Source organism: Nocardiopsis listeri NBRC 13360 (assembly GCF_001570765.1).
Classification (GTDB): Bacteria; Actinomycetota; Actinomycetes; order Streptosporangiales; family Streptosporangiaceae; genus Nocardiopsis; species Nocardiopsis listeri.
In genome coordinates this window covers 70086-94262 of record NZ_BCSH01000021.1, presented here as the reverse complement: position 1 = coordinate 94262, position 24177 = coordinate 70086, and the positions used below count along the sequence as shown (strand labels likewise).

Here is a 24177-nt window from a genome sequence, read left to right as displayed (position 1 = left end):
GAACGCCCGCCCTGTAGGGCAATCCGCGGAACCCGGAATCCACGCTGTCATTCCGCTCCCGAAACCGGGATGTCGTCCTTCGAGAGGTTGGATTCCAGAACTCGAACCCGCGGAGGCCCTACAGGCCTCCAGTGTGCGACAATGTCGCATACCGTGCACCACTGGCGACACCCCCACTCCACCGTGTCACCTCAGCCTCTGGTGCAGCACCCCCCAACACCGCCGGGAAGGCGGAATTCAGAACAAGGGGCGGTCAACCTTGGGCGTCGTTCGGCATTGTCGTATTATGCAGTCGACACCAGCCTGAAACGCGGAGTCCGTTCAGGTACGTGCACCAGCCACCCCTCCCCAACGGACGGAGCACCAGCCATGAAGGCCGACACCCACCGCGCCACACCCGCATACCGGGCCCATACCCGCGAGGAACTCTCCCGCGGCACCTTCGACCTCCTGGTCATCGGCGGCGGCATTCTCGGGACCTCCGTGGCGTGGACCGCCACCCAGGCCGGACTGCGTGTGGCCATGGTCGACGCCGGCGACTTCGCCGGTGCCACTTCCAGCGCCTCCTCCAAGCTCGTGCACGGCGGACTGCGCTACCTTCAGACCGGCAACGTGCGCCTGGTCGCCGAGAACCACCGCGAACGTCGCTCGCTGGCCTCCGACATCGCCCCGCACCTGGTCAACCACCGCCCCTTCCTCGTGCCCATCTACAACGACGGCCCGCACGGCGCCGCGAAGATGGGTGCGGGCGTCTTCCTGTACTCAGCGCTGTCGGCCTTCGGCGACGGCATGGGCCGGCTGCTCTCCCCCAAGCAGGCCAAGCGCCTGGCACCGGGCCTGCGCACCGACGGGCTCAAGTCGGTGGCCGCCTACAGCGACCACCAGATGAACGACAGCCGCATGGCCGTCATGTCGGTGCGCGCGGCCGTGGACGCCGGTGCCGTGGTGCTCAACCACGCCGAGGTGCAGGGACTGCGCACCACCAGCGGACGTGTCACCGGCGCCGAGCTGCGCGACCGGGTCTGCGGCGAGGAGTTCGGCGTGGACGCGCGTCTGGTGCTCAACGCCACCGGCCCGTGGGTGGACCACCTGCGTCGTATGGAGGACCCGAACGCGGCTCCCAGCGTGCGCCTTTCCAAGGGCGCCCACCTGGTGCTGAACACTCCGGACCCGTGGCGTGCGGCGCTGACCATTCCCGTGGACAAGTACCGGGTGTCCTTCGCGATCCCGTGGGAGGGTCACCTGCTGCTCGGGACCACGGACGAGGCCTACGAGGGCGATCCGGCCGACGTGGGCGTGGTGCCCTCCGACGTGGACCAGATCCTGAGCGAGGCGTCGATGGGCATCGACCCCTCCTACCTGGACCGGGACCGGATGACTTACTCGTTCGCCGGTCTGCGCGTGCTGCCGGGCGGCCCCGGAGACACCAGTTCCGCCAAGCGGGAGACCGTCGTCTCCCAGGGTCATGGCGGGATGCTCTCGGTGGCCGGCGGCAAGTGGACCACCTACCGGCACATCGGTCGGACCGTGGTGGAGGAACTGCGCAAGGTGTCGTCGGTGCCGCTGGGCGAGGGCATGGCCGATCCGCTGCGGACCGTTCCGTTGCCCGGCCTGGCCAGCCCGGACGCGGTCACCCAGCGACTCATCATCGACCGTGAGCCGGGGGCGCGCGTGGACCCGCTCGTCGCCCGACACCTGGCCACCCACTACGGGAGCCTGGCCATGGACATCGCGGCCCTGGTCCGCGACCGGCCGGAGCTGGGCGAGCGCATCCACCCGGACGGCCCGGACGTGTGGGCGCAGGTCGTCTTCGCCCGTGACCACGAGTGGGCGGTGACCGTCGACGACGCGCTGCGCCGCCGCACCACGGTGACCGTGCGCGGCCTGGACACCCCCGAGGTGCGCGAGCACACGGAGCGCCTCCTGGCCGGTTGATCCGAACGTCGAACGCCCCGGCCGTCTTCCCCACGGCCGGGGCGTTCGTGTGTCCGACGCCGTGCGCGACACGCGGAACCGACGGACACAAGAAGAACACCCCCGGCGGGTGATACCCGTCCGGGGGTGTTCGGCGACGTTCACGCCCCTGCTGAGCGGGGCGACGACGCTACGTCTGTGCGATCGTTAGATGGCGACGACGTTCTCGGCCTGCGGGCCACGGGTGCCCTCGACGATCTCGAACTCCACGCGCTGGTTCTCCTCCAGGTTACGGAAGCCCGAACCCTGGATGGCGCTGTAGTGAACGAAGGCGTCGGGGCCGCCGCCGTCGGGGGAGATGAAGCCGAAGCCCTTCTCGCCGTTGAACCACTTCACAGTTCCCTGAGCCATGTTCTCTCCTTCAGCTCGGTGTAACACGGACGCATACTCACGCCCGATAATTGCCGCGAGCCGACTCCATGAGAAACCGCCCGCCGGTCACAAACTCCGCGGGCAAGACACCAACTGCGAAATTCAACGACTAACAATCACCTTGAAGGTACCACAGACGGCGCCCGAGGTGAGGGTTTCGAGTGTGGCAACACGCACGGCCCGCCGAGGAATATCGGCGGGCCGTGCGGGGAACCCGTGTTATTCGGGTGACGATCACCGCAACGTCACGTGTTGCTCACGAAGAGGCCACAAGGGTGTCGTTGACGCACCTCAGGACAGGTGGCGCCGCCACCTTCCCCGGGTCGAGGTCGGCACCGCCGTGAACGGTGAACGTGTGCTCCTCCCCCGGCAACAAGGTCACCAGGGCGCTGTCCACGACGGCGTCCGGGGCGATCCTGTCGACGTTCAGGACCAAGTCCCGCAAGAGCACTCCGGCTCGCACCTTCACCCGCAAATCGGAACCAATGGCCTGGGTTTTCACTTCGAATTCCGGTTTTTCGTACGCGATCTCGTGATCTCGAGCGAAGAACCACCACGCGCGCTCCTCCGCCCCGTCGACGGTGACCACCTCACCACTCGGCTCGCCGGCCCGGGACACCTCCTCGGGCACCGGGACCCGCAGCGCACCACGCGGCGCCACCCGGACCGGATGCGAGGAGGCCGCCAGTTCCGAACCCGTGGCGATGTCACGACGCGTAACCGTCACCTCCGTCACCCACTCGGTGTCGGTGTCGTTGCCCAGCACCACGGTCAGCCCGTCGTCGACGGGTTGGACCGTGACGACCCGATCGGCGTACACGCGGCGCAGCGCGTACCACAGGGGTTTGCGCCTGCCCGCGCCGTCCACCGCCGCCCAGGAGGTGACCGGCCAGCAGTCGTTGATCTGCCAGACCACCGTGCCGGTGCAGTAGGGCCAGGTGGAACGGAAGTGCTCGATGCCCACGGTCAGCGCCCTGGCCTGGTTCACCTGGGTGAGGTAGTGCCAGTCGTCGTAGGACCACTCACGGTCACCGAAGTGCAGAGCGAGCCCGCGAGCGAGCTTGCCGTTGCCGTCGATCGCCTTCTGGTGGTGCAGCACACCCGGTGAGGTGGGGGTGAGCGGATCGTCCGACACGGCCGCGCGCAGGGTCGAGTGGTTCGCCGGTGCCTGGTATCCGAACTCGGCCGCGAACCGCGGCCTGCGGTCCCGGTACACCGTGTAGTCCAGGTCGTTCCACACGTCCCACAGGTGCATGGTGCCGTGGGCGGGGTCGTTGGGGTGCACGCCCTCGCCCTCCGAGTACGGGCTGCCCGGCCAGTAGGGGCGGGTGGGATCGAGTTCGGCCACCACCCGAGGCAACAGATCCAGGTAGTACCCGGCCCCCCAGGACCGCCCCGCCAACTTCTCCTTCCAACCCCAGTCCTCGTGGCCCCAGATGTTCTCGTTGTTTCCGCACCACACCGCGAGCGAGGCGTGCGGGGACAGACGGACGACCGCGTCGCGGGCCTCCGCCTCCACCTCCGACCACAGGGGCTCGTCCTCCGGGTAGGCGGCACAGGCGAACAGGAAGTCCTGCCAGACCAGGACGCCGCGCTCGGAGCACACGTCGTAGAAGTCGTCCGCCTCGTAGATCCCGCCGCCCCACACGCGCAGCAGGTTCATCCCGGCCGCGCAGGCCTGGTCGATCGCCTCCGCGTAGCGGTCCCGGTCCAGCCGGGAGGGGAAGGTGTCGTCGGGGATCCAGTTGGCGCCCCTGACCAGGACGTCACGACCGTTGACGCGGACCGCGAAGGCCGCCCCGTGCTCGTCGGGGACGCTGCGCACCGCCACGTTGCGAAACCCGATCCGGCGTTCCCATTCGTCCAGGACGACATCGGGCGCGGCCAATTCCACCGACAGGTCGTACAGGGGTTGGGCGCCGTGGCCGCGTGGCCACCACAGGTCGGGGCCGTCCACCTCCAGGTCGAGGGCGACCTCGTCCTCGCCCGCCGGGATCGTGACGGTCCCGGTGACCCCGGCGACCGACGCGTTCACCGTCAACACGGTGTCGTGCCCCGTGTCGGTACGCTCCACGTTCAGCCGCAGGGAGACCCGCCCCCGGGAGCCGTCCTCGGACACCGAAACCAACGGCCGCACCGACGCCAGGCGCGCCGTCGACCAGGCGTGCAGGCGGATCGGCCGCCAGATCCCGGAGGTGACCACGGTCGGCCCCCAGTCCCAGCCGAAGTTACAGGCCATCTTGCGGACGTACTGGTAGGGCTCGTCGTAGGCGGCGGGCAACGGGCCCAACCGGTCGCGCTCGGCCTCGGCGTGCCGGTAGGGGGCGTCGAAACGCACCTCCAGCCCGGGGCTCGCCCCGGCCTCGCCCAACGCCTCGGTGACGTCGAACCGGTACGACCGGTGCATGTTCGCGGTACGCCCCACCTCGCGGTCGCCGACCCGGACGGTGGCGAAGGTGTCCAGTCCCTCGCACACCAGGTCGACGCGTTCGGCCGGAGCACCATCGGCCAGGGCCTCGACCTCCGCGGACAGGGAGCGGGTGTAGCTCCAGTCGGTACGCCCGATCCAACCCAGACGGGTCTCGTTGTCGTCGAGGTAGGGATCCTCGATCAGACCGTGGTCGAGCAGGTCGGTGTGGACGCAGCCCGGCACGGTCGCGGTGAGCCCCCCGGCCCCATGAAGCGCGGCGGCCGGCTCGGTGAGCGCGCCCTCATGGGGCGTCGCGGCCAGTGTCCAGCCGTCGTGCAGGTCGAACCACGCGGTCATGCGTGCTCCTCATTCCCTTGGTGTGGTGCTTCCCCCGTCAGTGCTACGGGGGTTCAGCGCTGGTCGATCCCGACGAAGTGGCCCTCTTCGGCCTCCACCAGCGGTGCGGAGTCGTCACCTTCGGAGACCGTGGGCAGGACGACGTCCTCGGGCGGGTTGGCCGCCAGTTCGGCGTCCACCTCGGCCCAGGTGCGATGCAGCTGGGGAACGCACGAGAGCAGGTGCCGGCTGTAGGGGTGCAGCGGGTTCTCGAAGACCCTGCGGGTAGGTCCCAACTCGGCGATGGCGCCCTTGCGCAGGATCACCGACCGGTCGCTGACGTAGTTGCCCAGGGACAGGTCGTGGGTGACGAACAGGATCCCCAGGCCGCGTTCCTTGAGGTCGGCGAGCAGGTTGAGCACGTCGATACGGGTCGAGGCGTCCAACATGCTGATGATCTCGTCGGCCACCAGTAGGCGGATGTCCAACAGCAACGCCCGCGCGATGAGCAGTCGCTGCAACTGTCCACCGCTGAGCTGGTGCGGGTACTTGTTCAGGACGTTGGCGGGGTCCAGACGGACGGTACCGATCACGTCCAGGACCTTCTCCCTCCAGTCGGCGTCGGAGACGTCCGGGAAGTAGGAGGAACGGATCATCTCGAAGACGCGGTCCGCCTTGAAGATGGGGTTGAAGGAGCTGAAGGGGTCCTGGAAGACGCCCTGCACGTGGCGGTAGTACTCCTTCTTCTCACCGAACCCACGCAGTCGGGTGACGTCCTTGCCCTCGAAGGTGATGGTGCCCTGGCTGGGCTTGGTCAGGCCGAGCACCATCTTGCCGATGGTGCTCTTACCGCTGCCGGACTCACCGATCAGCGACACCACCTCACCGGGCTTCACCACGAGGTTCACGTCGCGCACCGCACGCAGCGTCGAGCCGCCGAACGCGCCCACCCGATACACCTTGTGCACATGGCTCAGTTCCAGCACGGCGCTACCTCCCCGTCTTCCAGCAGGCGGCCCAGTGGCCGGGTTCGATCTCCACCAGCGGCGGGGTCTCGGAGCACTCCTCCGAGGCGATGGGGCATCGGGCCTTGAACCGACAGCCGGTGGGCGGATGGAGTAGACCGGGCGGAGTTCCCGGGATGCCCTCCAGCCGAGCCTCGTCGGTGGTCGCGCCCACCTCGGGAAGGGCACCGATGAGCATCTTGGTGTAGGGGTGCTGCGGATCGTTGATGATGGTGGAGGCCGGAGCCTTCTCCGCGACGCGTCCCGCGTACATCACCATGACCGTGTCGGCCATCTGGTAGACGAGCGAGATGTCGTGGGTCACGAAGATCATGCTCTTGACGTAGCCGCGGTCGCGGAATTCCACCATGGACTCGACCACCGACCGCTGGGTGGACACGTCCAGGGCCGAGGTCGCCTCGTCCGCGATGAGCAGGGACGGGTTGAGCAAGGTGGCCATCACCATGACCACGCGCTGCTTCATGCCGCCGGACAGCTCGATGGGGAACCGCTTGAGCACGTCGGGGTCGAGTCCGACCAGCTCCAGGCGACGATTCAGTTCCTCGGTGACCTCGCTCGGTCGCACTCCGCGCGACTGGAGCAACTCGTTGATCATCCGCCCGATCTTGCGGGTCGGGTTGAGGGCGCTCATCGCGTACTGCGGGATGAGCGAGATCTCGTGGTACCGGAACCGGTTCATCTCCCGGTCCTTGGCGATCGGGACGTCCTCGCCGTCCAGTTCGATCGTGCCGTCCACGTGGCGCATCCGCGAGTCCAGGCGGATCAGGCTCTTGCCAAGGGTGCTCTTGCCACAGCCGGATTCCCCGGCCAATCCCATGATCTCGCCGTCGGCGAGCTCGAAGTCCACCCCGTCCAAGGCGTGGACGTCCCCGCGCAGGGTCTGGTAATAGACCTTCAGGTCTTTGACGCGGAGTGTCATCACAGCTCCCGCAGCTTGGGGTTGAAGATCTCGTCCAACCCGACGTTGAGGATGTACATCGAACCGACGATCGCGGTGATCCCGGCGCCCGGCGGAATGAACCACCACCACATGCCCAGGTGCAACGCGCTCCAGGTGAAGGAGTTCTGCAACATCAGGCCCAGGGAGACACCGTCAGTGGGACCGAGACCGATGAAGTCCAGGCCCGCGGCGATGAGCACCGCCCCGCCGAACAGCAGGATGAAGGACATCACCAGGTAGGAGCTCATGTTGGGAGCGATCTCCGTGGTGATGATCTTTCCGGTACGTCGTCCGCTGAGCCGCGCCAGGTCCACGTAGTCGCGCGTGGCCAGGGACAGCGCCTGGGAACGGACCGCGCGGGCGGCCCACGGCCAGGAGGTCATCCCGATGAACAGAGACTGGACGAACACACCCTTGATGTCCAGGTAGGCGACGGCCACGATCAGCACGACCAGGGCCGGAAGGACCAGCACCACGTTCGTGAGCATGTTGAGGATCTCGTCGACGATCCCGCCCTTGTACCCGGCGATGAAACCGATGGCGGTGCCGATCACGAAAGCGATGCCACCGCCAAGGAAACCGACCATGAAGGTGGAACGCAGCCCGTAGACGAACTGGGCCCAGATGTCCTGGCCGAACGTGGTGGTGCCCAGCCAGTACTCGGCGCTGGGCGGCTGACTCTGCGGACCGATGTAGACGTTCGGCCCGTGGTCGACGAAGAGTGGGCCGATGAGCCCGAGTAGCAGAAGGATCAGGACGATCCCCGAACCGATCAACAGCTTGGGGTTGCGCTTGGCGAAGTGCAGCGTCTCGGAGGTCCGACGCTCCACCGCAGGTTGGGGCTCGGTGGTTCCGTCCGAGCCCGGCGCGCCCGCAACGTTGCTCAAGACGAGCCTCCAGTCATCTGGACCCGCGTCCGCGGGTCGACCAGGACGTAGATGATGTCGATGATGAAGTTGGCGATCAGCACACCGATGATCACGAACAGGAAGGTGCCTTGGAGCACGAAGTAGTCGTTGTTGTTCAGGGCCCGGAGGATCAGGCTTCCCAGGCCGGGGTAGTTGAAGACGATCTCGGTGAGCAGCGCGCCGGCGATGACGGTACCGAGTTGGACGGCCAGACCGGTGATCTGCGGCAACATCGCGTTACGGAAGGCGTAGCGGCGGATCAGACGACGCGGCGCGCCGAGGGCCTGGAGGTAGTTCGAGTAGTCCGCCTCCAGTTCGTAGATGATCATGTTGCGCATACCGATCGCCCAGCCGCCCAGAGCCACGATGAACATGGACAGGAACGGCAGGAACCAGTGCGTGATGAGACTGGCTATGAACTCCCACGAGAACGCGGGGATCAGCGCCAGGCTGTAACCGCTGGAGGTCGGGAGGAAACCACCGACCACGCCGACCGACCAGGCCAGGAGGAGTGCCAGCCACATGTACGGGGTCGCGGTCAGGATGTAACCGACCGGCAGGACGGTGTTGTCCAGGATCTTGTTACGGGCCGCGAAGGCGCCGAAATGGTTCCCCACGATCCAGCTCAGGATGATGGCGGGGAGCAGCAGTCCCAGGGTGAAGGGGACCGCGCGCAGGATGATGTCGGTGACCGGTTCCGGGTACTGCATCGAGCTGATCCCCAGATCACCTCGGAAGAGCCCGGCCCAGAACGCGAAGTACTGCTGGTGGATCGGTGTTTCGAGCCCGAAGACCTCGTTGTAGTAGTTGGTCATCCGCTCCATGGCCTCCGGGTCGGAGACCGATGCCTTGTTGAGCATGCTCCGGACCGGATCGCCGGGCATGAAGCGCGGAATCATCCAGTTGATGGTGACCGCGATCACGAATGTGATCGCGTAGATGCCGAGTTTGCGGCCCATGTAACGCCACACGGGTGTCCTCCAGATGTGCAGCCGAAGGCGGAGCGCCCCCGTTCAGGGGAGCGCCCCACCCGTGGTGACTATTCGGCCAGTTCGATCTCGGCGAGGGTGCGGATGGCACCGAGTTCGAACCATCCGTCCCACATCGTGGCGTAGCCGGGAGTGCCCTGTTCACTCGGCCAATTGGTCCAAACGCTGTTGCTCTGCTGCGACCAGAGGCCGTTGTACCAGAGCGGGATCGCCGGCAGTTCGGCCAGCTGGATCTCCTGGATCTGCGAGGTGATCTCCGCGGCGCCCTCCACGTCGTCGGCCGGGACGGCGGCGAGCTGCTGGACCAGGTCCCAGACCTCTTCGTTCTCGTAGCGACCGAAGTTCGCGGTCGTCTGCGTGTCACGAACCGGCATCTGGAACAGGTAGTCGTAGTAGCTCCACGGCGTGTTGCTCAGCTGACGCTCGTTGTTGATGACCAGGTCGAACTCACCGGAGTTGCGATTGTCGGTGAGCAGGCCTTCGTCGGGGAAGTCCGTCCCGATGTTGATCCCGACCTCCTGGGCGTTCTCGGAGATGACCCGGGCGGCCTCCTCCCAGTCGCTCCAGCCACCGGGGACCTCCAGGGTGAGGTTGATCGGCTCACCGTCCGGGCTCTCGACGTAGCCGTCACCGTCCTCGTCGAGATAACCGGCCTCCTCCAGGATGGCCACCGCTTCGTCCGCGTTGTAGGAGAAGCCCTCCTCCTCTACCAGCTCCTGGTCGATGTAGGCGTCCCACTGGGGCAGCAGACCGGTGGGGTTGGCACCATCGACCAGGTCCGAGTAGGGGCCGCTGATGATCTGGTTCAGGTCGATGGAGTGGGCCAGCGCCTGTCGGAACTCCGCGTCGCCCAGCACCGGGTGGTCGTGGTTGACCACCAACCAGGCGGTGTTCGCGGACTGCATGTAGGGAGGGCCATCGTAGAAGCTGGTGAGACGCTCGCCGTCGAGCGACTTTTCGATGCCGGGGAGGAAGTTGTTCGAGACGTCGACCTCGCCGTTGCTGAGCATGTTCATCGTCACCTCGTTGGAGGCGTTGACGACGTCCACGATGTAGGTCGGCTTCATTTCCAGGTCGAGGGCCTCGGTGCCCCACCACTCATCGTTGCGCTTCCAGACCATGCGGTCGTCGGCGTGGGTCTCGTAGGCGTAGGGGCCGCTGCCGACCGGATCGTTGTTGGGGTCGTCGGTGAGCTCGGCCTGGCCCTTGTCGGCCCAGATGTGCTCGGGAACGATGGGGTTATTGAAGGCCCAGTTCATCCATTCCTGGGGCCGGGAATCGGAGAAGGTGACCGTCACCTCCCGCTCTCCGGTGGCCTCGACGCCCTCGATGTAGTCCCAGATGTTGCTGTAGGAGACGTCCATCTGTCCGAGTTCGATGGTGGCGACGACGTCCTCGGCGTCGATGGCCTCGCCGTCGGTCCACGTCATCCCTTCCCTCAGGGTGATGACGTGGGTGTTCTCGTCGGGCCACTCGTCGCTCTCCGCGAGCCAGTGGACGTACTCGTTGGCCTCCGCGTCGTAGTGGAAGAGCGGCTCGTAGGCCAGCCCGAAGGTGCCCACCGCGTACTGGCCCCGCATGATCGGGTTCCAGTTGGTCGGCGGGTTCCAGGCCGTACCGGTGGTGTACAGGGTCTCGTTGCGGGGATAGCTCCCGCTTCCGGTGTCTCCGCCTTCGCTGGAACACGCGGTGGCGATGAGCACCACCGCCGCCAGCACGGCGGGAAGCCTCAGAGTTTTCATCTCGACTCCTCCTTCGACCCGGTCGGCCCTTTTCAGGGGGGAAGCCGATCCCTCAGAGGAAGGCTGGGAGCGCTCCCAATAGTGAGCGCGAAGGGCCGTTACTGAACCGGGTAAGTGAGGTCCACAACAGCATGCCCGGATAGACCCCGTCAATCCCCGACACTTCGGCGTTATCCGCTTGTAACAGGCATGTCGACCCGAAGACACACCGAGAAGACCGGTACTGAACCGGTTCCGCGCACGCCGACGGGTCGCCTTCCTCGTTCAGGGCGTCAAGGGGCCCGTGCTCCCCCGGGGCTGGAGCTCGCCCACCGGGGTCTCCCGGTCCTCGACGTGCTCCCCCGCCAGGAGGCGGTTGAGCATCCCGGCCACTATGCGGCCGTGGCCGAACACGTCACGGCTTATCGCGGTGAGCGAGGGGCGCACCAGGCGACACAGCGCGGAGTCGTCCCAGGCCACGATGGACAGCTGCGAGGGCACCTTCACACCCATCTCCGAGGCCACGCCCAGGCCCGCCAACGCCATCAGGTCGTTGTCGTAGACCAGCGCGGTGGGCGGCTCGGCCGCGGCGAGCAGTCGACGCGTGGTGCGCCCGCCGGCCTCCCCGGTGTAGTCGGCGTGCACCGTGCGCGCCTCCTCCAGGCCCGCTCGGCGAGCGGCCTGCTGGAAGGCGAGGGTGCGGTCGCCCGTGTGCACGAAGTCCTCGGGGCCGGCCACCCGAACGATCCGGCGATGGCCCAGCGCGGCCAGGTAGTGCACGACCTCGCGCACCGAGGCTCCGTCGTCGGTGTACAGACACGGAAGCCCGCCGGTGTCGCCCGGCCCGCCCAGGACGACCGCGGGCAGCGGTAGGACGCCCATCGCCTCGGGACGGGGATCATCCACCCGCAGGTCCACTATGACGACGCCGTCGACTCGGCGCTCGGCGGCCCAGCGGCGGTAGACCGCGAGCTCGGCGCCGATGTCCTCGGCCACCTGGAGCATCAGGTCTATTCCGGCGGCCGCGAGCTCGGTCTCCACCCCCGAGACCAGTTGCATGAAGAACGGTTCGATCCCGAGGGATCGGGCGGGCCGGTCCACCACCATGCCGATCGCGCCCACCCGCCCTCCCGGGGCGAGCGCGCGGGCGGGGTTGCTGGGAGCCCAACCGAGGTCGCCGGCGATCGAGAGGATCCGCTCCCGCGTGGTCTCGGACACTCCTGGGCGGCCGTTGAGGGCGTAGGAAACCGCCCCTTTGGACACGCCTGCCGCCTTGGCGATGTCCATGATCGTCGGGCGCCTCATCACAGACCCCAAGCCGCCTCCCCATTACTTCACGCACTGAACCGGTTCAGTCACCGAGAGGGGATTGTAACCTACGCGCATACGGCGTGGTCCAGGGAGTTTCCCGAGTGTGACGGGTGTGACGGGTGTGACGGAGGATTCAGGAGAGGCTCAGGGCTGACATCCGGGACACCAGTACAGGGTGCGTCCGGCCAGTTCCGAGGAGGCGATCGGCGAGGAGCACACCCGGCAGGGTTCACCGGTCCGGTAGCACACGTAGAGGGTGTCGGGTCGGGGCACGGGGTGGGCGTCGGGATCGGGACGGTCCTCGGGCCGGGTGGTGATGATGTAGCCGTCCCGTACCCCGTCGCGCAGCAGGCCGGACAGGTCCTCCCACAGGGTCTCCCACCGTTCCCGACCCAGTTCTCGGCCGGGGGTCAGGGGATCGATCCCGGCGCGGAACAGGGATTCGGCGCGGTAGATGTTGCCGACGCCCGCGATGACGTCCTGGCGCATCAGCAACGCGGCGATGGTCGTACGCGAGCGCGAGATCATCCGCCAGGCCTGGTCGGGGTCGGCGTCGGAACGCAGGGGGTCGGGGCCCAGCCGGTTCTGGACCGCGTGCTTGTCGTCGGTGGTGATGACCTCGCAGGCCGAGGGACCGCGCAGGTCGGCCCAGCCACCGGTGTTGACCAGTCGGGCTCGGACGGCCCCCACCGGTGTGGGCGCCACGACGAAACCGTCGGGGTCGCGTTCCAGTTCGAGCCGATCCGCGCCGGGGGTCCGCGGTGCGCCCAGGTGACGTTCACCGTCGACGTCGCCGAAGGTCCAGGCACCGTAGAGACCGAGGTGGACGCGGAGCCACTCGCCCGAGTCGAAGCCCAGGAAGAGGTGCTTGCCGTGGGCCTCACCCTCGACCAGGACCCGCCCGTCGACGCGTGCGGCCCCGTCGGAGAACCTGCCTTGGGGGCTGGTGGCGCGCACGGCGCCGCCGCCGAAGGTCTTGTCGAAGTGCGTGGCCAGCCGATGCAGTGTGTGTCCCTCGGGCACCCGAGTCTCCCCTCCTTCGCCCGCGGCATCGCCTGGCCTGTCGGGCGAACCAGGGTGATTCGGGCACGTGCGCGTGGCCTCCCAGGATAGGTGGGGCGCGGGCCGGGGCGGACCGGGGTCGGGACGAGGGGACCGGGGTCAGCAGGCGGAGAGGATCTCCTCGACCAGAGCGCGCGGGTCGGCCAGGCAACGCCAGGCGGGTACGACCACGACGAGGTCGTCGGTGGCCCCGTTGAGGGCCTCGCCGCGGGCCAGGAGCCGGCGTAGGGCGGGACCATCGGGTTCGCGGTCGAGCAGGAGCACCACCCGGCGGGCCCCGTAGCGAACGAGCAGGTCGGCGGCGTGACCGTGCAGTCGTGGTGCGACGGTGACGTCGGTGCCGGCGGCGCGTAGGGCGTCGACCAGGGCGGCGCCGGCCGGATCGACGGGTGTGCCCACGGTACCGGTGGCCGATGCCCCGGCGATCAGGTCGGCGAGGGGCCCGTCGCCCTGGGCCCAGTGGGAGCGGTCCCCCACCACCACGAGCCGACGTCGGGTCCGGGTGAGGATCGACGCCCACAGGTGGCTCATCCGGCGCACCCGACGTTCGGCGATGGCGGGCCCGCCGGCGGTGAGCATCGGGGACAGCAAGGTGACGTCGTTCGTACCGGCGCCCTCCGCCAACAGATCCGGACCGCCGACCCGGACGGACCGGCGCAGGACGCGTTGGCGCAGCAGCCGGCGGACCAACGCCACCTGGGGTTGCAGGGGTGCGACCACGGCCAGGGTGTGGCCTTCGGGGAGTTCCTGGTCGAGCTCGTCGACCACCACGGCGACCCGATAGGCCTCGTCACGATTGATGTAGGAGGATCCCGGCGCGGCCTCGCATTCGCCGGTGACGTCACGCCAGTCGAAGACGGGACCTCGGGCGGGTTCGGGTTCGGTGATCACCGAGATCCGTCCCCCGTAGCAGTGGCGTGCGGCGGCGGTGGCCAGGGGGTCGGGGGCACCCCGGTGCTCGTCCAGCCACAGCATGGGCGGAGCGGCCTTGTAGGCGGCGCGCAGGGCCGATCCGGCACCGTAGCGCAGGGCACGGTCGTCGAGCAGGTCGGGAACGAGCCCTGCGGTGGCCAGGGCCCGGCGTTCCTCCTCGGGTTCCAGGACGGTGAGCGGACCGGGGTGCGCGGGGTCGCCGACGACGACGGCGCGGTCGGCCCGGTAGAGGACGGGCAGGAGTTCACCGACCCGGGTTCGTTCGGCTCCCGCCACGATCACCAGGTCGAACAGGCCGGCGTGCGGGGGCAGGGCGCGGACCTGATCGGTGCGGCAGACCCAGGCGGGCAGGGCGCCGAGGAGTCCGGTGAGCCCGGTTCGGCCGCCGCCGTGGTGCCAGTTGAGGGTCTCCAGACGGTTCTCGATGGCGGCGCGACCGCGCCAGAGCCGGGGTTCGGTGATCGCGGTGAGACGCTGCGCCCCGGCTCGCCGGTGGTCGTCGAGGGCACGGGCGAGGTCGTCGGTGAGTTCGGCCAGGGGCGCGCTGCGGGTACGGCGGTCCACGGCCTCGCGCCAGTCGCTCTCCAGACGGGCCACGGCGCACAGCCTGGCCAGACTGTCGGGGTCGGTGTTCACACCGAGCTCGCGGCGGACCGCGGCACGGTGGAACAGACCGCCCGGCCCGCCGGTGGCCGCGCGCTCGGCCCGGTGCAGCCAGTACTCGGGGCCGCCTCGTTCGGGAGTGAAGAAGGTGTCGGGGTCCCAGCCGCGGGCGATGCTGCGGCCTCGTTCCTCGGCCAGGTGGGCGAGGGCGTGGCCGCCGGAGGCCATGGTGTCCATGGCCTCCCACACCCGGCGGACCCGGTTCCAGGCGTCGGTGAGGGCGTCGGGGCGGTCCGGATCCTCGTCGTCGGGGGTCATCGTGACGGGGATGGCCCCTGTGTGCCGGCCCAGGACCCTGGTGAGCAGGCGTGCCTCGGTGGCGCGTCGTTCGGGACCACCGGCCCGGACCACGGGGTGGCCGGGGTCGGTGTCAGCCCGGCGCAGGACCGCCTCGACACCGGCTTCGGTACTCGCGCACACCAGGACGCGCTGCCCGGCGGTGACGGCGGTGCGGACCATGGCGTCCACGAGGTCGTAGGCGCCGGTGCCGGGCGGGGCGGCGACCACGGTGAGCTGCTCGCGCATGGCCGAACTCAGCGCCCGGTATCGGGGCTGGGACAGGGCTGTGACCGAGATCGGTACGGGCACGGTGGAAGCGGTGGCCTCCGCGGCGCCTTGGGCTCGCCGACCGGTGGCGCGACGCCGTCGCCCCCGGGCCGGTCGCCCCCCGCCCGTTCCCTGGTCACGGTCGGACCTGCCACCGAAGGGGCGTGCGCCGAGGAGGGATTCCAGTGCGGTGCCACCGATGGCGTCGGGGTCCAGACCGTCCCGGTCGGTGGGGTCCAGGTCGGCCAACAAGCCCTCGACGCTGCCGGGTTCGGGTTCCTCGGTCTCGGGTCGGCCACCCGGACCGGCACGGAAGAGCACCGCGGTGTTGTGCGCGCCGACGTCCAACGTCCGGGGCAGGCCACGGGTGCCGAGCGGGGCGATGTCGTCGACGCGCTCGATCTCCAGGCGGGTGAGCAGGACGCGCACCTTCGCGGCGAGGTCGGCGACGGCGGCCGGTCGGTGGACCGTGTCGGGCGCCCCGGCGCGCAACCTGGTGCGCAGCTCGAAGAGGTCCTCGGGGTCGGTGATGCCCAGGCGGGCCAGCAGGGCGATGTTGACGTCGGGCGGACCGAGGGCCCGGACCAGGGGCACGTCACCGACCCCGAGCCGCTCGCCGGTCCCTCGGGCGTCGTACTCGTCGACGAGCCGGACGTCCAAGGTGAGCAGCGGCAACGTCACCCGCGCGTCGATCTCGTCCGCCGGTTCAGCGGGCAGGACGACCAGTGGGTAGCCGTAGCGCAGGGCCTGACCGTAGCGACCGGCGAGTCGCGTGACGCGTGCGCTCTCGTGGTGCAGGGGCAGGGTGTCCCTGGCCCCGCTCAAGAGCAGTTCCGGACCGGCCGGAAGGCAGGAGCAGGTGTCGGACTCCAGGTGTTCGGCGCGCACCACGTGGCCGTGGACCGCCTCCCGGTGCAGACAGGAGCGCAGGTAGGCCAGGAACGAACGGACCTCGCCCCGGTCGACGGGGGGCTTCCAGCGCAGCGAGGCCGTTCCCACCCCGACACCCTGCACACCCGTGTCGCCGACCGTTCCGCCCACGGTGGTGTGGGTACCGGTCGGTCCGCTCCGTGCCTCGTCTCGCAGTGATCTCACAGCGTCCCCCCGAACACCCGACCACCATGTGATCAGATGACTACTCCCCGCTATCGGGCCCCATTGTGGTGCATTCCGCGCGCGTCCACCCCCGGAACGATCGAACCCGCGACGACTATCACCCAGGGTGACGCACCCGGTCGTTCAGGGCCGAGCTCGCCCTTGGCGGACACGAAGGGAGATCCACAGTTCCGTGCGGTGATCGGGGTCGTCGAGGTCTCCCGGGAGCAGCTCCCGAATGCGTTTCATCCGATAACGCAGGGTGTGCCGATGCACACCCAGTCGTTCGGCCGCGGCGTCCCAGCGGCCCGAAGCGGCGAGGTAGGCACGGAGTGAGGCGAGCAGTTCGGCGGCGTTGCGCTGACGGTCGAGGGGAGCGAGGAGGTCATCGGCCAACCGGGCCCCGGCGGGGGTCTCCAGCAGCCCGAGCAGACCACCGGGCAGGTCCCCGGAGCGCACCGGACCACGTCCCTCGTCCACCGACACGGCCAAGGCCCGTTCGGCCTGGGCGCGGGCCACGGCCAGCTCGGCGTAGGACACCGGCCCGCTCAACCCCGCGCCCCCGTCGAAGAGTTCGTCGAACACCTCGGGAAGCCGGTCGAGGTTCTCGGCCGAGGCCAGCAGCAGCGTGCCTGTGGCCGGGTCGGCGGAAGGGACGTCCCCGGCGTCGGTGATCAGGACCCCGTCCGGGAACGGACCCTCCGGCGGCGGGCCCTGCACGGCGGCCACCACCACCGGTTCGTCGGGAAGGGCTCGGCGCAGGGCCGCCGCACCCGCGTGCGCGGGATCCAGGGCCCCGTCGAACAACGCGGCCACCACCCCCGGCGTGATCCCGGACCCGCCCTCCGTGGTCGGGCGTTCCAGTTCCAGGGACAGCAACGACACCGCGGCGTTGACCAGGGTGCGGTCGTGCGACCCGAATCCCCTGCGGGAGCCCACGGCGAGGAAGCCCCGCACCCGACGACCGATGGCCAGGGACTGCAGAGCCACGTGCTCGTCGCCGGAGATCACCGAGACTCCGGCGCGGGGCCCGGCCCCGCGCAGCCGGGGCAGTTCGGCGGCCGACCGGCGGGCGTGCTCGGCGGCCCGGGCGGGGGCGGCGTGTCGAACCGAACCGTCGGGCTCCAGCAACAGCACCCACCCGTCGAGTTCGCGGGCCAACCGTTCGACGACGGCGCCCGCACCGCGCAACGCGGCCCGGGCGAGTTCCCGTTGAGCGGCGAAGGCCCTGGTCAGACCCTCGTACTCCTCTTGGGCCAGCAGCCGAGAGACCTCCTTTCCGACCGCGATGAAGGGTGTCTCCTTGGCCACCTCCACCAGGGTCACCCCGAACTCCTCGGCGGCCGCGCGCAGCTCGTCGGGGGTGTGATCGAAGACGACGTCGGCACCGAACCCGAGCCCGGCGATGTCACGCTCGGCCAGGCGGCGCACGTAGTCGCGCAGGTCCCGTGGGTCCTCGACCCAGCCCACGCCGGTGGTGAGCACCAACTCTCCCCCGGCCAGGTACGGGGTGGGGTCGGTGAGTTCGCTGACCGCGACCCACTCCACCCTGCGGTGCAGCCCCTCCTGCCCGGTGAGCAGGCGCAACCGCAGTTTGGGCGTGCGCAGCAGGGCTCCCAGTGTCGGTGGCATCGCGCCTCCCCCTCGTTCGACCACCCCATCGATCCACGCCTCTCCGTAATGGCACAGGGCGGCGTTTCGATTATCCACTGTGTCCATGTGTGTCGGGTTCCACGCGGCCTAGTGTCAGGCGAGTCACCGGGGTCCACCCCGTAGAACCGACCCCCGCAAGGAGGCAGCCGTATGGCCACGACCGAGGTCGTCCAGTCCCGTCGGATCGTCACCGAGATCCCCGGCCCCGGGTCCAGGGCCGTCCAGGAGCGTCGTAGCGCCGCCGTCGCCCAGGGTGTGGGCAGCACCCTGCCCGTCTACGTCGAGCGCGCGGGTGGTGGGATCATCGAGGACGTCGACGGCAACGCGCTCATCGACTTCGGCTCGGGCATCGCCGTCACCAACGTCGGCAACGCGGACCCGCGCGTGGTCGAGCGGGCCACCGAACAGATGAGTCGGTTCACCCACACCTGCTTCATGGTCAACCCGTACGAGGCCTACGTCGACGTGTGCGAGGCCCTCAACCGGGTCACCCCGGGTGACCACGAGAAGCGGTCCATCCTGTTGAACTCGGGCGCCGAGGCGGTGGAGAACGCCGTGAAGATCGCGCGCAGCGCCACCGGACGTCAGGCCGTCGTGGTGTTCGACCACGCCTACCACGGTCGCACCAACCTCACCATGGGTCTGACCGCCAAGAACATGCCGTACAAGCACGGGTTCGGTCCGTTCGCCGGCGAGATCCACCGGATGCCCATGGCCTACGCCTACCGTTGGCCCACCGGCCCGGAGAACTGCGGACAGGAGGCGGCCGCCGCCGCGATCGACCAGATCACCAAGCAGGTCGGCGCCGAGAACGTGGCCGCGATGGTCATCGAGCCCATCCAGGGCGAGGGCGGGTTCATCGAGCCGGCGCCCGGTTTCCTGCCCGCGCTGGTGGAGTACTGCCGCGCCAACGGGATCGTGTTCGTGGCCGACGAGGTGCAGACCGGTTTCGCGCGCACCGGGGACATGTTCGCCTGTGACCACGAGGGGATCGTCCCGGACCTGATCACGACGGCCAAGGGCATCGCGGGCGGGCTGCCGCTGGCCGCGGTGACCGGTCGCGCCGAGCTGATGGACGCCGTGCACGGCGGTGGCCTGGGCGGCACCTACGGCGGCAACCCGGCGGCGTGCGCGGCCGCCCTGGCCTCGCTGGAGGCGATCGAGTCCGGTGACCTGGTGGGGCGAGCCCGCGAGATCGGCGAGCTGATGCTGGATCGGTTGAACACCCTCGCGCGCGAGTTCGACGTGGTGGGCGACGTGCGCGGTCGCGGTGCCATGATCGCGATCGAGCTGGTCGAGGACGGCAAGGAGCCGAACCCGGAGGCGGTCGCGAAGGTGCTGAAGCACTGCCACGCCCGCGGCCTGGTGCTGCTGAGCGCCGGCACCTACGGCAACGTGATCCGGATGCTGCCGCCCCTGGTGATCGGTGACGACCTGCTCCACGAGGGCCTGGACCTGCTGGAGGAGGCCCTGGCCGGCCTGTAGGGGCTCGGCGAGGTCACCCCTGGTCGCGGACCGAGTCCAGTGACAGCAGGGCAACGTGCAACGACAGGCACGTCTCCACCGATTCCAGATCGGCGTCCAGCACCGAGGAGATCCGCCGTAACCGCTCGTAGAAGGCGGGCCGGGACAAATGCGCCCGGCTCGCCGCCAGCGCCTTGTTGCGACCCGCGCCGAGGTAGTGGCGGAGCATGTCGGTCAGGTCGTCCCCGCGACGGGCGTCGTGGTCCAACAGCGGCCCCAGCTCGCGTTCCACGTAGGTCTGCAGACGCTCGTCGTCGCGGAACAGGTGCAGCAGCCCGCGCAGGTGCAGGTCGGGAAGCCGGTGGAAGGGACGCCGCTCGCTCTGTTTGAGGGCCACGTCCCCGACCTGTCGGGCCTCCAGGAAGGATCGACGCACCGAGCGGATGTCGTCGGTCTCCGACCCCACGGCCAGTACCGCGGCGTCGCCCAGCCTGGCGTGCACCCGGTCGGCCAGTCGGCTCAGGGTGGTGTCCAGCCGTTGTCCGGAGGGCAGTGCGAGCAGGATGCCCACCCGTACGTCGTCCAGGGAGCCGACCAGCACGGGCAACCGCAGCTCCCGACAGGCCCGGGCGGCGCCCTCGGCGGTCTCGGACAAGCGGGCCTGTGCGGCCAGCCCGGTCCCACCGTCCCTCAGGCGCAGCACCAACCCCACGAGTTCGCGTCCGTTGAGCGGCACCCCCACTGCACGGGCGCGTACCAGGGCCTCCTCCGGGTCGGAGTAGGAACGATCGATGATGCCGGCGATGATCGTGCGGTGGGTCTGGCGTTCCAGGCTCTCCTGGTGGCGTTCCAGTAGGCGGCCCAGGGCCAGGGTGGTGGCGGCGCGTTCGATGAGCATGGTCTGGTGGGCCGTGGGGGCGGCGCCGACGATGAGGATCAGTCGCCCCCAGTCCTGTCCGCGCGCGCCCACGGTGGTGACCAGCCAGCCGGTGGTGGGCGCGTGCACGGTGCGGTCGCCCGAACGGACCGACCGTGAGCGGCTCTCCCAGGACGTGAGCAGGGTGCCGGGTTCCTCGCCGTTGAGGTCGCAGGCCAGGACCTGGTGGGTGAGGTTCTCCAGGACGACCGGGCAACCGGAGAGCCGGCCGACCTCCCGCAGGATCTGGACGGCGTCGGCGCCCTCGACGGACAGCCGGGTGAAGACCGAGTGGAGCCTCTCGGACTCGCGCAGTTCCTCCACCTGTTCGTTGACCACCCTGATGTGCACGGCCTCGGTGATCTCGACGAACCGCGCCTCGCGGTCGAGCAGGACGACGGGGACGCGGGCGTCCTCCGCCGCGTCGAGGAAGGCCTTGGGGAGTTCGGCGTGGTACTTGCGGCCGAGTTCGACGGCGAGACCGCTCACCCCGGCGTCGGCGAGGTCCTCGATGTAGCGGCGCAGGGCGGCGGGGTCGTCGGGCATGGCGATCCCCGTGCTGAGGACGAGTTCACCGCCGCGCAACAGGTGGGCCAGGTCGGTGACCTCGGCGACGTGGACCCAGCGCACCGGAACGTCCAGGTACTCGGAGCCGGTGACCACTCGGGGGCGTGCGCGCTGTAGGGCCGGGAGCCTCAGTACTTCGGCGAGGGTGGGGAGCACGTCGTCAGTGTAGAACGTGGGCCACACCCAGGGCGGTTTACACTATGTAAAGCCGACCATCATGTTGTCAACATGCTGATCCTGGTCAATCCCGTGGGTGCTGGGAAGACTGAGGGCATGTCGGAACTCCTTGCGCGCCACCGCGCGGTCATGCCCTCCTGGATGCCCCTGTACTACGAGAACCCGATGGAGATCGTCGGAGGTAAGGGCGCCCGTGTCACGGACGCCGAAGGCCGTACCTACCTGGACTTCTTCACCGGCATCGTGACCAACATGCTCGGCTACGACGTCCCCGAGGTCCGCGAGGCGGTCGAACGGCAACTCGCCAAGGGCGTCGTGCACACGTCCACGCTGTACCTCATCCGCTCCCAGGTGGAGCTGGCCGAGAAGATCGCCCGTCTGTCCGGCATCCCCGACGCCAAGGTGTTCTTCACCAACTCCGGCACCGAGGCCAACGAGACCGCCCTGTTGCTGGCCACCCACGCTCGTGGCAGCGACGAGGTGCTGGCCCTGCGCGGCAGCTACCACGGCCGGTCCTTCGGCACCGTGGCGGTCACCGGCAACAAGGCGTGGAAGAACTCCTCACTGTCCCCGCTGAACGTGCACTACCTCCACGGCACCGACCACGCCTCCCCCGCCTTCCGGCACCTGACGGAGCGGGAGTACATCGACGTGTGCGTGGCGGACCTGCGCGACGTCCTCGACACCACGGCGCCCAACGTGGCCTGCCTCATCGCCGAACCGATACAGGGAGTGGGCGGTTTCGCGATGCCGCCGGACGGCCTGTACGCGGCGTACAAGGAGGTCCTGGACGAGCACGGCGTCCTGTTCGTCTCCGACGAGGTACAGACCGGGTGGGGGCGCACCGGCACGAGCTTCTTCGGGATCGGGAACCACGGGGTGACCCCGGACGCCATGACGTTCGCCAAGGGCCTGGGCAACGGGTTCGCGGTGGGCGGCGTGGTGGCGCGCGGTGATCTCATGGACGGGCTCCCGGCGCTGGGCGTGGCGACCTTCGGCGGCAACCCGGTGTCCATGGCCGCGGCCGGCGCCACCCTCGACCACGTGCTCGAACACGACCTACAGGGCAACGCGCTGCGGCAGGGCGGCACCATCATCGAGGGGCTGCGGGCCCTGCGCGAACTCCCCTGCGTGAAGGACGTGCGCGGCAAGGGTTTGATGTTCGCCATCGAGATGGTCGACCCGGCCACCGATGCGCCCTCCTCCGTCCTGGCCGGGAGGGTACTGGAGGCCGCCCGCGAACGCGGACTCTTGGTGGGCAAGGGCGGCGTGCGCGGCAACGTGCTGCGAATGGCCCCGCCGATGAACCTGTCCACCGAGGAGGCCGCCGAGGGACGCGACATCCTGCTGGACGCCGTCCGCGCGGTCGCCGGCCAGGCCTGACACGACCTCCGAGAGGAAGAGGAAGCATGAGCGAACACGTCACGCACTGGATCGGCGGGGCCGCCCACGAGGGTCCCGCGGAGCGGACCGGGGACATCTACGACCCGGCGTCCGGGCGGGTCGTCGGCACCGTGGACCTCGCCGGTTCCGAGGAGGTCGACGCGGCGGTCGCCGCCGCCAAGGAGGCGTTCCCCGGTTGGCGGGACACCTCGCTGTCCAAGCGCGTCCAGATCCTGTTCCGGTTCCGTGAGTCGCTGCGCGCCGGCTCCGACGAGCTGGCCCGTCTGGTGAGCACCGAGCACGGCAAGGTCTTCTCCGACGCCCAGGGAGAGGTGGCCCGCGGCCTGGAGGTCGTGGACTTCGCCTGCGGCATCCCCCACCTGCTCAAGGGCGGCTACTCCGAGAACGTGTCCACGGGTGTGGACTCCTACTCGATCCTGCAACCCCTGGGAGTGGTCAGCGGCATCACCCCGTTCAACTTCCCCGCCATGGTGCCGATGTGGATGTTCCCGGTGGCGATCGCCTGCGGCAACACCTTCGTGCTCAAGCCCAGCGAGAAGGACCCGTCGGCGGCTTCCTTCGTGGCTCGACTGTGGCGGGAGGCCGGGTTGCCCGACGGCGTGTTCAACGTGGTGCACGGCGACAAGGTGGCGGTGGACGCGATCCTGGAGCACCCGGACGTGGCCGCGGTCAGCTTCGTGGGCTCCACCCCGATCGCGCGGTACGTCTACCGGACCGCGGCCGAGCACGGTAAACGCGTGCAGGCGCTGGGCGGGGCGAAGAACCACATGGTGGTGCTGCCCGACGCCGACCTGGACCTGGCGGCGGACTCGGCGGTCTCCGCCGGGTTCGGCTCGGCGGGCGAACGGTGCATGGCCATCTCCGCGGTGGCGGTGGTGGACTCGGTCGCCGACGAGCTGTTGGAGCGGATCAAGGAGCGTGTGGCCCGGCTTCGGGTGGGGCCCGGCGACGACGAGCGCAGCGAGATGGGTCCGTTGGTGACCCGTGAGCATCGGGACAGGGTCGCCTCGTACCTGGAGTCGGGGGTGCGAGAGGGTGCGACCCTGGCGATCGACGGTCGGGCGCACCCGGTTCCGGACGGTCACGAGGACGGCTTCTGGTTGGGACCCTCCGTGTTGGACCACGTGAGGCCACGGATGACCTGCTACCGCGAGGAGATCTTCGGTCCGGTGCTGAGCGTGGTGCGCGTGGCCGACTACGAAGAGGCCGTCGAACTGGTCAACGGCAATCCGTACGGCAACGGGACGGCGATCTTCACCAACGACGGGGGCGCCGCGCGACGCTTCCAGAACGAGATCGAGGTCGGCATGGTGGGCATCAACGTGCCCATCCCGGTGCCCATGGCGTACTACTCGTTCGGGGGTTGGAAGCAGTCGCTCTTCGGTGACTCGCACGCCCATGGCACGGAGAGTGTTCACTTCTACACGCGAACGAAGGCGGTCACCGCCCGTTGGACGGATCCGAGTCGGCGTCCCGAAGGAGGCGTCGACCTGGGCTTTCCCATCAACGGCTGAGGAAGTTCACCGAAATACCGCATGGAAGTTTCTCACTGACCGTCGGCGATGGGCGACACGGAGTATCGTTGGGCCCGACGCCCTGCGGGGAACGTGGCCATCGGGCCACGTGTGTCACGAGAACCATCATGGAGAAGGCGCGCTCAATTCCCCTCCTCCCCATGGAAGCGGGCGCGTCGACGGACGCGCCCCGGGTC

At 69.2% G+C, this 24177-nt stretch carries 16 protein-coding genes; 4 read left to right on the top strand and 12 right to left on the bottom strand.

Annotation, left to right across the window (positions count from 1 at the left end; genetic code table 11):
- Positions 1-369 precede the first annotated feature (369 nt).
- Positions 370-1935 (top strand): glycerol-3-phosphate dehydrogenase/oxidase, encoded by a 1566-nt coding sequence (locus NLI01S_RS07895; protein ID WP_067601569.1) that lies wholly within the window; start codon positions 370-372, stop codon positions 1933-1935.
- A gap of 186 nt (positions 1936-2121) precedes the next feature.
- Here the strand turns inward: NLI01S_RS07895 and NLI01S_RS07890 are convergent, their stop codons facing one another.
- From NLI01S_RS07890 to NLI01S_RS07840, 11 genes are all read right to left on the bottom strand, one after another.
- Positions 2122-2325, bottom strand: a complete 204-nt coding sequence (locus tag NLI01S_RS07890; RefSeq protein WP_067601566.1) for a cold-shock protein — start codon at positions 2323-2325, stop codon at positions 2122-2124.
- A gap of 277 nt (positions 2326-2602) precedes the next feature.
- Positions 2603-5113: a glycoside hydrolase family 2 protein gene (locus NLI01S_RS07885; RefSeq protein WP_067601564.1), complete on the bottom strand. Its 2511-nt coding sequence runs from the start codon at positions 5111-5113 to the stop codon at positions 2603-2605.
- 53 nt (positions 5114-5166) lie between these two features.
- A complete protein-coding gene (locus NLI01S_RS07880; RefSeq protein WP_067601560.1) occupies positions 5167-6078 on the bottom strand; it encodes an ABC transporter ATP-binding protein in 912 nt (303 codons plus the stop codon).
- Positions 6079-6082: 4 nt separating this feature from the next.
- Positions 6083-7036, bottom strand: a complete 954-nt coding sequence (locus NLI01S_RS07875) for an ABC transporter ATP-binding protein (protein ID WP_067601558.1) — start codon at positions 7034-7036, stop codon at positions 6083-6085.
- A complete protein-coding gene (locus tag NLI01S_RS07870) occupies positions 7036-7944 on the bottom strand; it encodes an ABC transporter permease (protein ID WP_067601555.1) in 909 nt (302 codons plus the stop codon). Before NLI01S_RS07870 ends, NLI01S_RS07875 begins: the two co-directional genes overlap by 1 nt.
- Positions 7941-8936, bottom strand: coding sequence for an ABC transporter permease (locus NLI01S_RS07865; RefSeq protein WP_067601552.1), 996 nt, complete (start codon positions 8934-8936; stop codon positions 7941-7943). Before NLI01S_RS07865 ends, NLI01S_RS07870 begins: the two co-directional genes overlap by 4 nt.
- Before the next feature lie 68 nt (positions 8937-9004).
- Positions 9005-10696, bottom strand: a complete 1692-nt coding sequence (locus tag NLI01S_RS07860) for an ABC transporter substrate-binding protein (RefSeq protein ID WP_067601548.1) — start codon at positions 10694-10696, stop codon at positions 9005-9007.
- A 264-nt stretch (positions 10697-10960) separates the two neighbouring features.
- On the bottom strand, positions 10961-11980 hold the full coding sequence (locus NLI01S_RS07855; protein ID WP_067601545.1) for a LacI family DNA-binding transcriptional regulator: 1020 nt from the start codon (positions 11978-11980) through the stop codon (positions 10961-10963).
- A 150-nt stretch (positions 11981-12130) separates the two neighbouring features.
- Entirely contained in the window at positions 12131-13009 is an 879-nt protein-coding gene (locus tag NLI01S_RS07850) for an Fpg/Nei family DNA glycosylase (RefSeq protein ID WP_067601541.1), read from the bottom strand.
- A gap of 138 nt (positions 13010-13147) precedes the next feature.
- Positions 13148-16285 carry a DNA helicase gene (locus tag NLI01S_RS07845; RefSeq protein WP_067601539.1) on the bottom strand — a complete coding sequence of 1046 codons (3138 nt, stop codon included), beginning with the start codon at positions 16283-16285 and terminating at the stop codon, positions 13148-13150.
- Between the two features lie 144 nt (positions 16286-16429).
- On the bottom strand, positions 16430-17917 hold the full coding sequence (locus NLI01S_RS07840) for a PucR family transcriptional regulator (protein ID WP_067601537.1): 1488 nt from the start codon (positions 17915-17917) through the stop codon (positions 16430-16432).
- A gap of 171 nt (positions 17918-18088) precedes the next feature.
- Between NLI01S_RS07840 and gabT the strand changes: the two genes are divergently transcribed.
- On the top strand, positions 18089-19423 hold the full coding sequence (gene gabT / locus NLI01S_RS07835) for a 4-aminobutyrate--2-oxoglutarate transaminase (protein WP_067601529.1): 1335 nt from the start codon (positions 18089-18091) through the stop codon (positions 19421-19423).
- Positions 19424-19436: 13 nt separating this feature from the next.
- On the opposite strand, the gene NLI01S_RS07830 is transcribed toward gabT, so the two are convergent.
- Positions 19437-21041: a PucR family transcriptional regulator gene (locus tag NLI01S_RS07830; protein WP_067601627.1), complete on the bottom strand. Its 1605-nt coding sequence runs from the start codon at positions 21039-21041 to the stop codon at positions 19437-19439.
- A 117-nt stretch (positions 21042-21158) separates the two neighbouring features.
- Between NLI01S_RS07830 and NLI01S_RS07825 the strand changes: the two genes are divergently transcribed.
- Positions 21159-22445, top strand: coding sequence for an aspartate aminotransferase family protein (locus NLI01S_RS07825; RefSeq protein WP_067601525.1), 1287 nt, complete (start codon positions 21159-21161; stop codon positions 22443-22445).
- Positions 22446-22471: 26 nt separating this feature from the next.
- Positions 22472-23980 (top strand): CoA-acylating methylmalonate-semialdehyde dehydrogenase, encoded by a 1509-nt coding sequence (locus NLI01S_RS07820; protein WP_067601520.1) that lies wholly within the window; start codon positions 22472-22474, stop codon positions 23978-23980.
- Positions 23981-24177 lie beyond the last annotated feature (197 nt).

Bases quoted from the DNA above. Each gene is read 5' to 3' on its own strand.
- NLI01S_RS07895 (WP_067601569.1), top strand. From the start codon at position 370: ATGAAGGCCGACACCCACCGCGCCACACCCGCATACCGGGCCCATACC.
- NLI01S_RS07825 (WP_067601525.1), top strand. From the start codon at position 21,159: ATGTCGGAACTCCTTGCGCGCCACCGCGCGGTCATGCCCTCCTGGATG.
- NLI01S_RS07890 (WP_067601566.1), bottom strand. From the start codon at position 2,325: ATGGCTCAGGGAACTGTGAAGTGGTTCAACGGCGAGAAGGGCTTCGGC.
- NLI01S_RS07875 (WP_067601558.1), bottom strand. From the start codon at position 7,036: ATGACACTCCGCGTCAAAGACCTGAAGGTCTATTACCAGACCCTGCGC.
- NLI01S_RS07840 (WP_067601537.1), bottom strand. From the start codon at position 17,917: ATGCCACCGACACTGGGAGCCCTGCTGCGCACGCCCAAACTGCGGTTG.
- NLI01S_RS07885 (WP_067601564.1), bottom strand. From the start codon at position 5,113: ATGACCGCGTGGTTCGACCTGCACGACGGCTGGACACTGGCCGCGACG.
- NLI01S_RS07820 (WP_067601520.1), top strand. From the start codon at position 22,472: ATGAGCGAACACGTCACGCACTGGATCGGCGGGGCCGCCCACGAGGGT.
- NLI01S_RS07855 (WP_067601545.1), bottom strand. From the start codon at position 11,980: ATGAGGCGCCCGACGATCATGGACATCGCCAAGGCGGCAGGCGTGTCC.
- gabT (WP_067601529.1), top strand. From the start codon at position 18,089: ATGGCCACGACCGAGGTCGTCCAGTCCCGTCGGATCGTCACCGAGATC.
- NLI01S_RS07860 (WP_067601548.1), bottom strand. From the start codon at position 10,696: ATGAAAACTCTGAGGCTTCCCGCCGTGCTGGCGGCGGTGGTGCTCATC.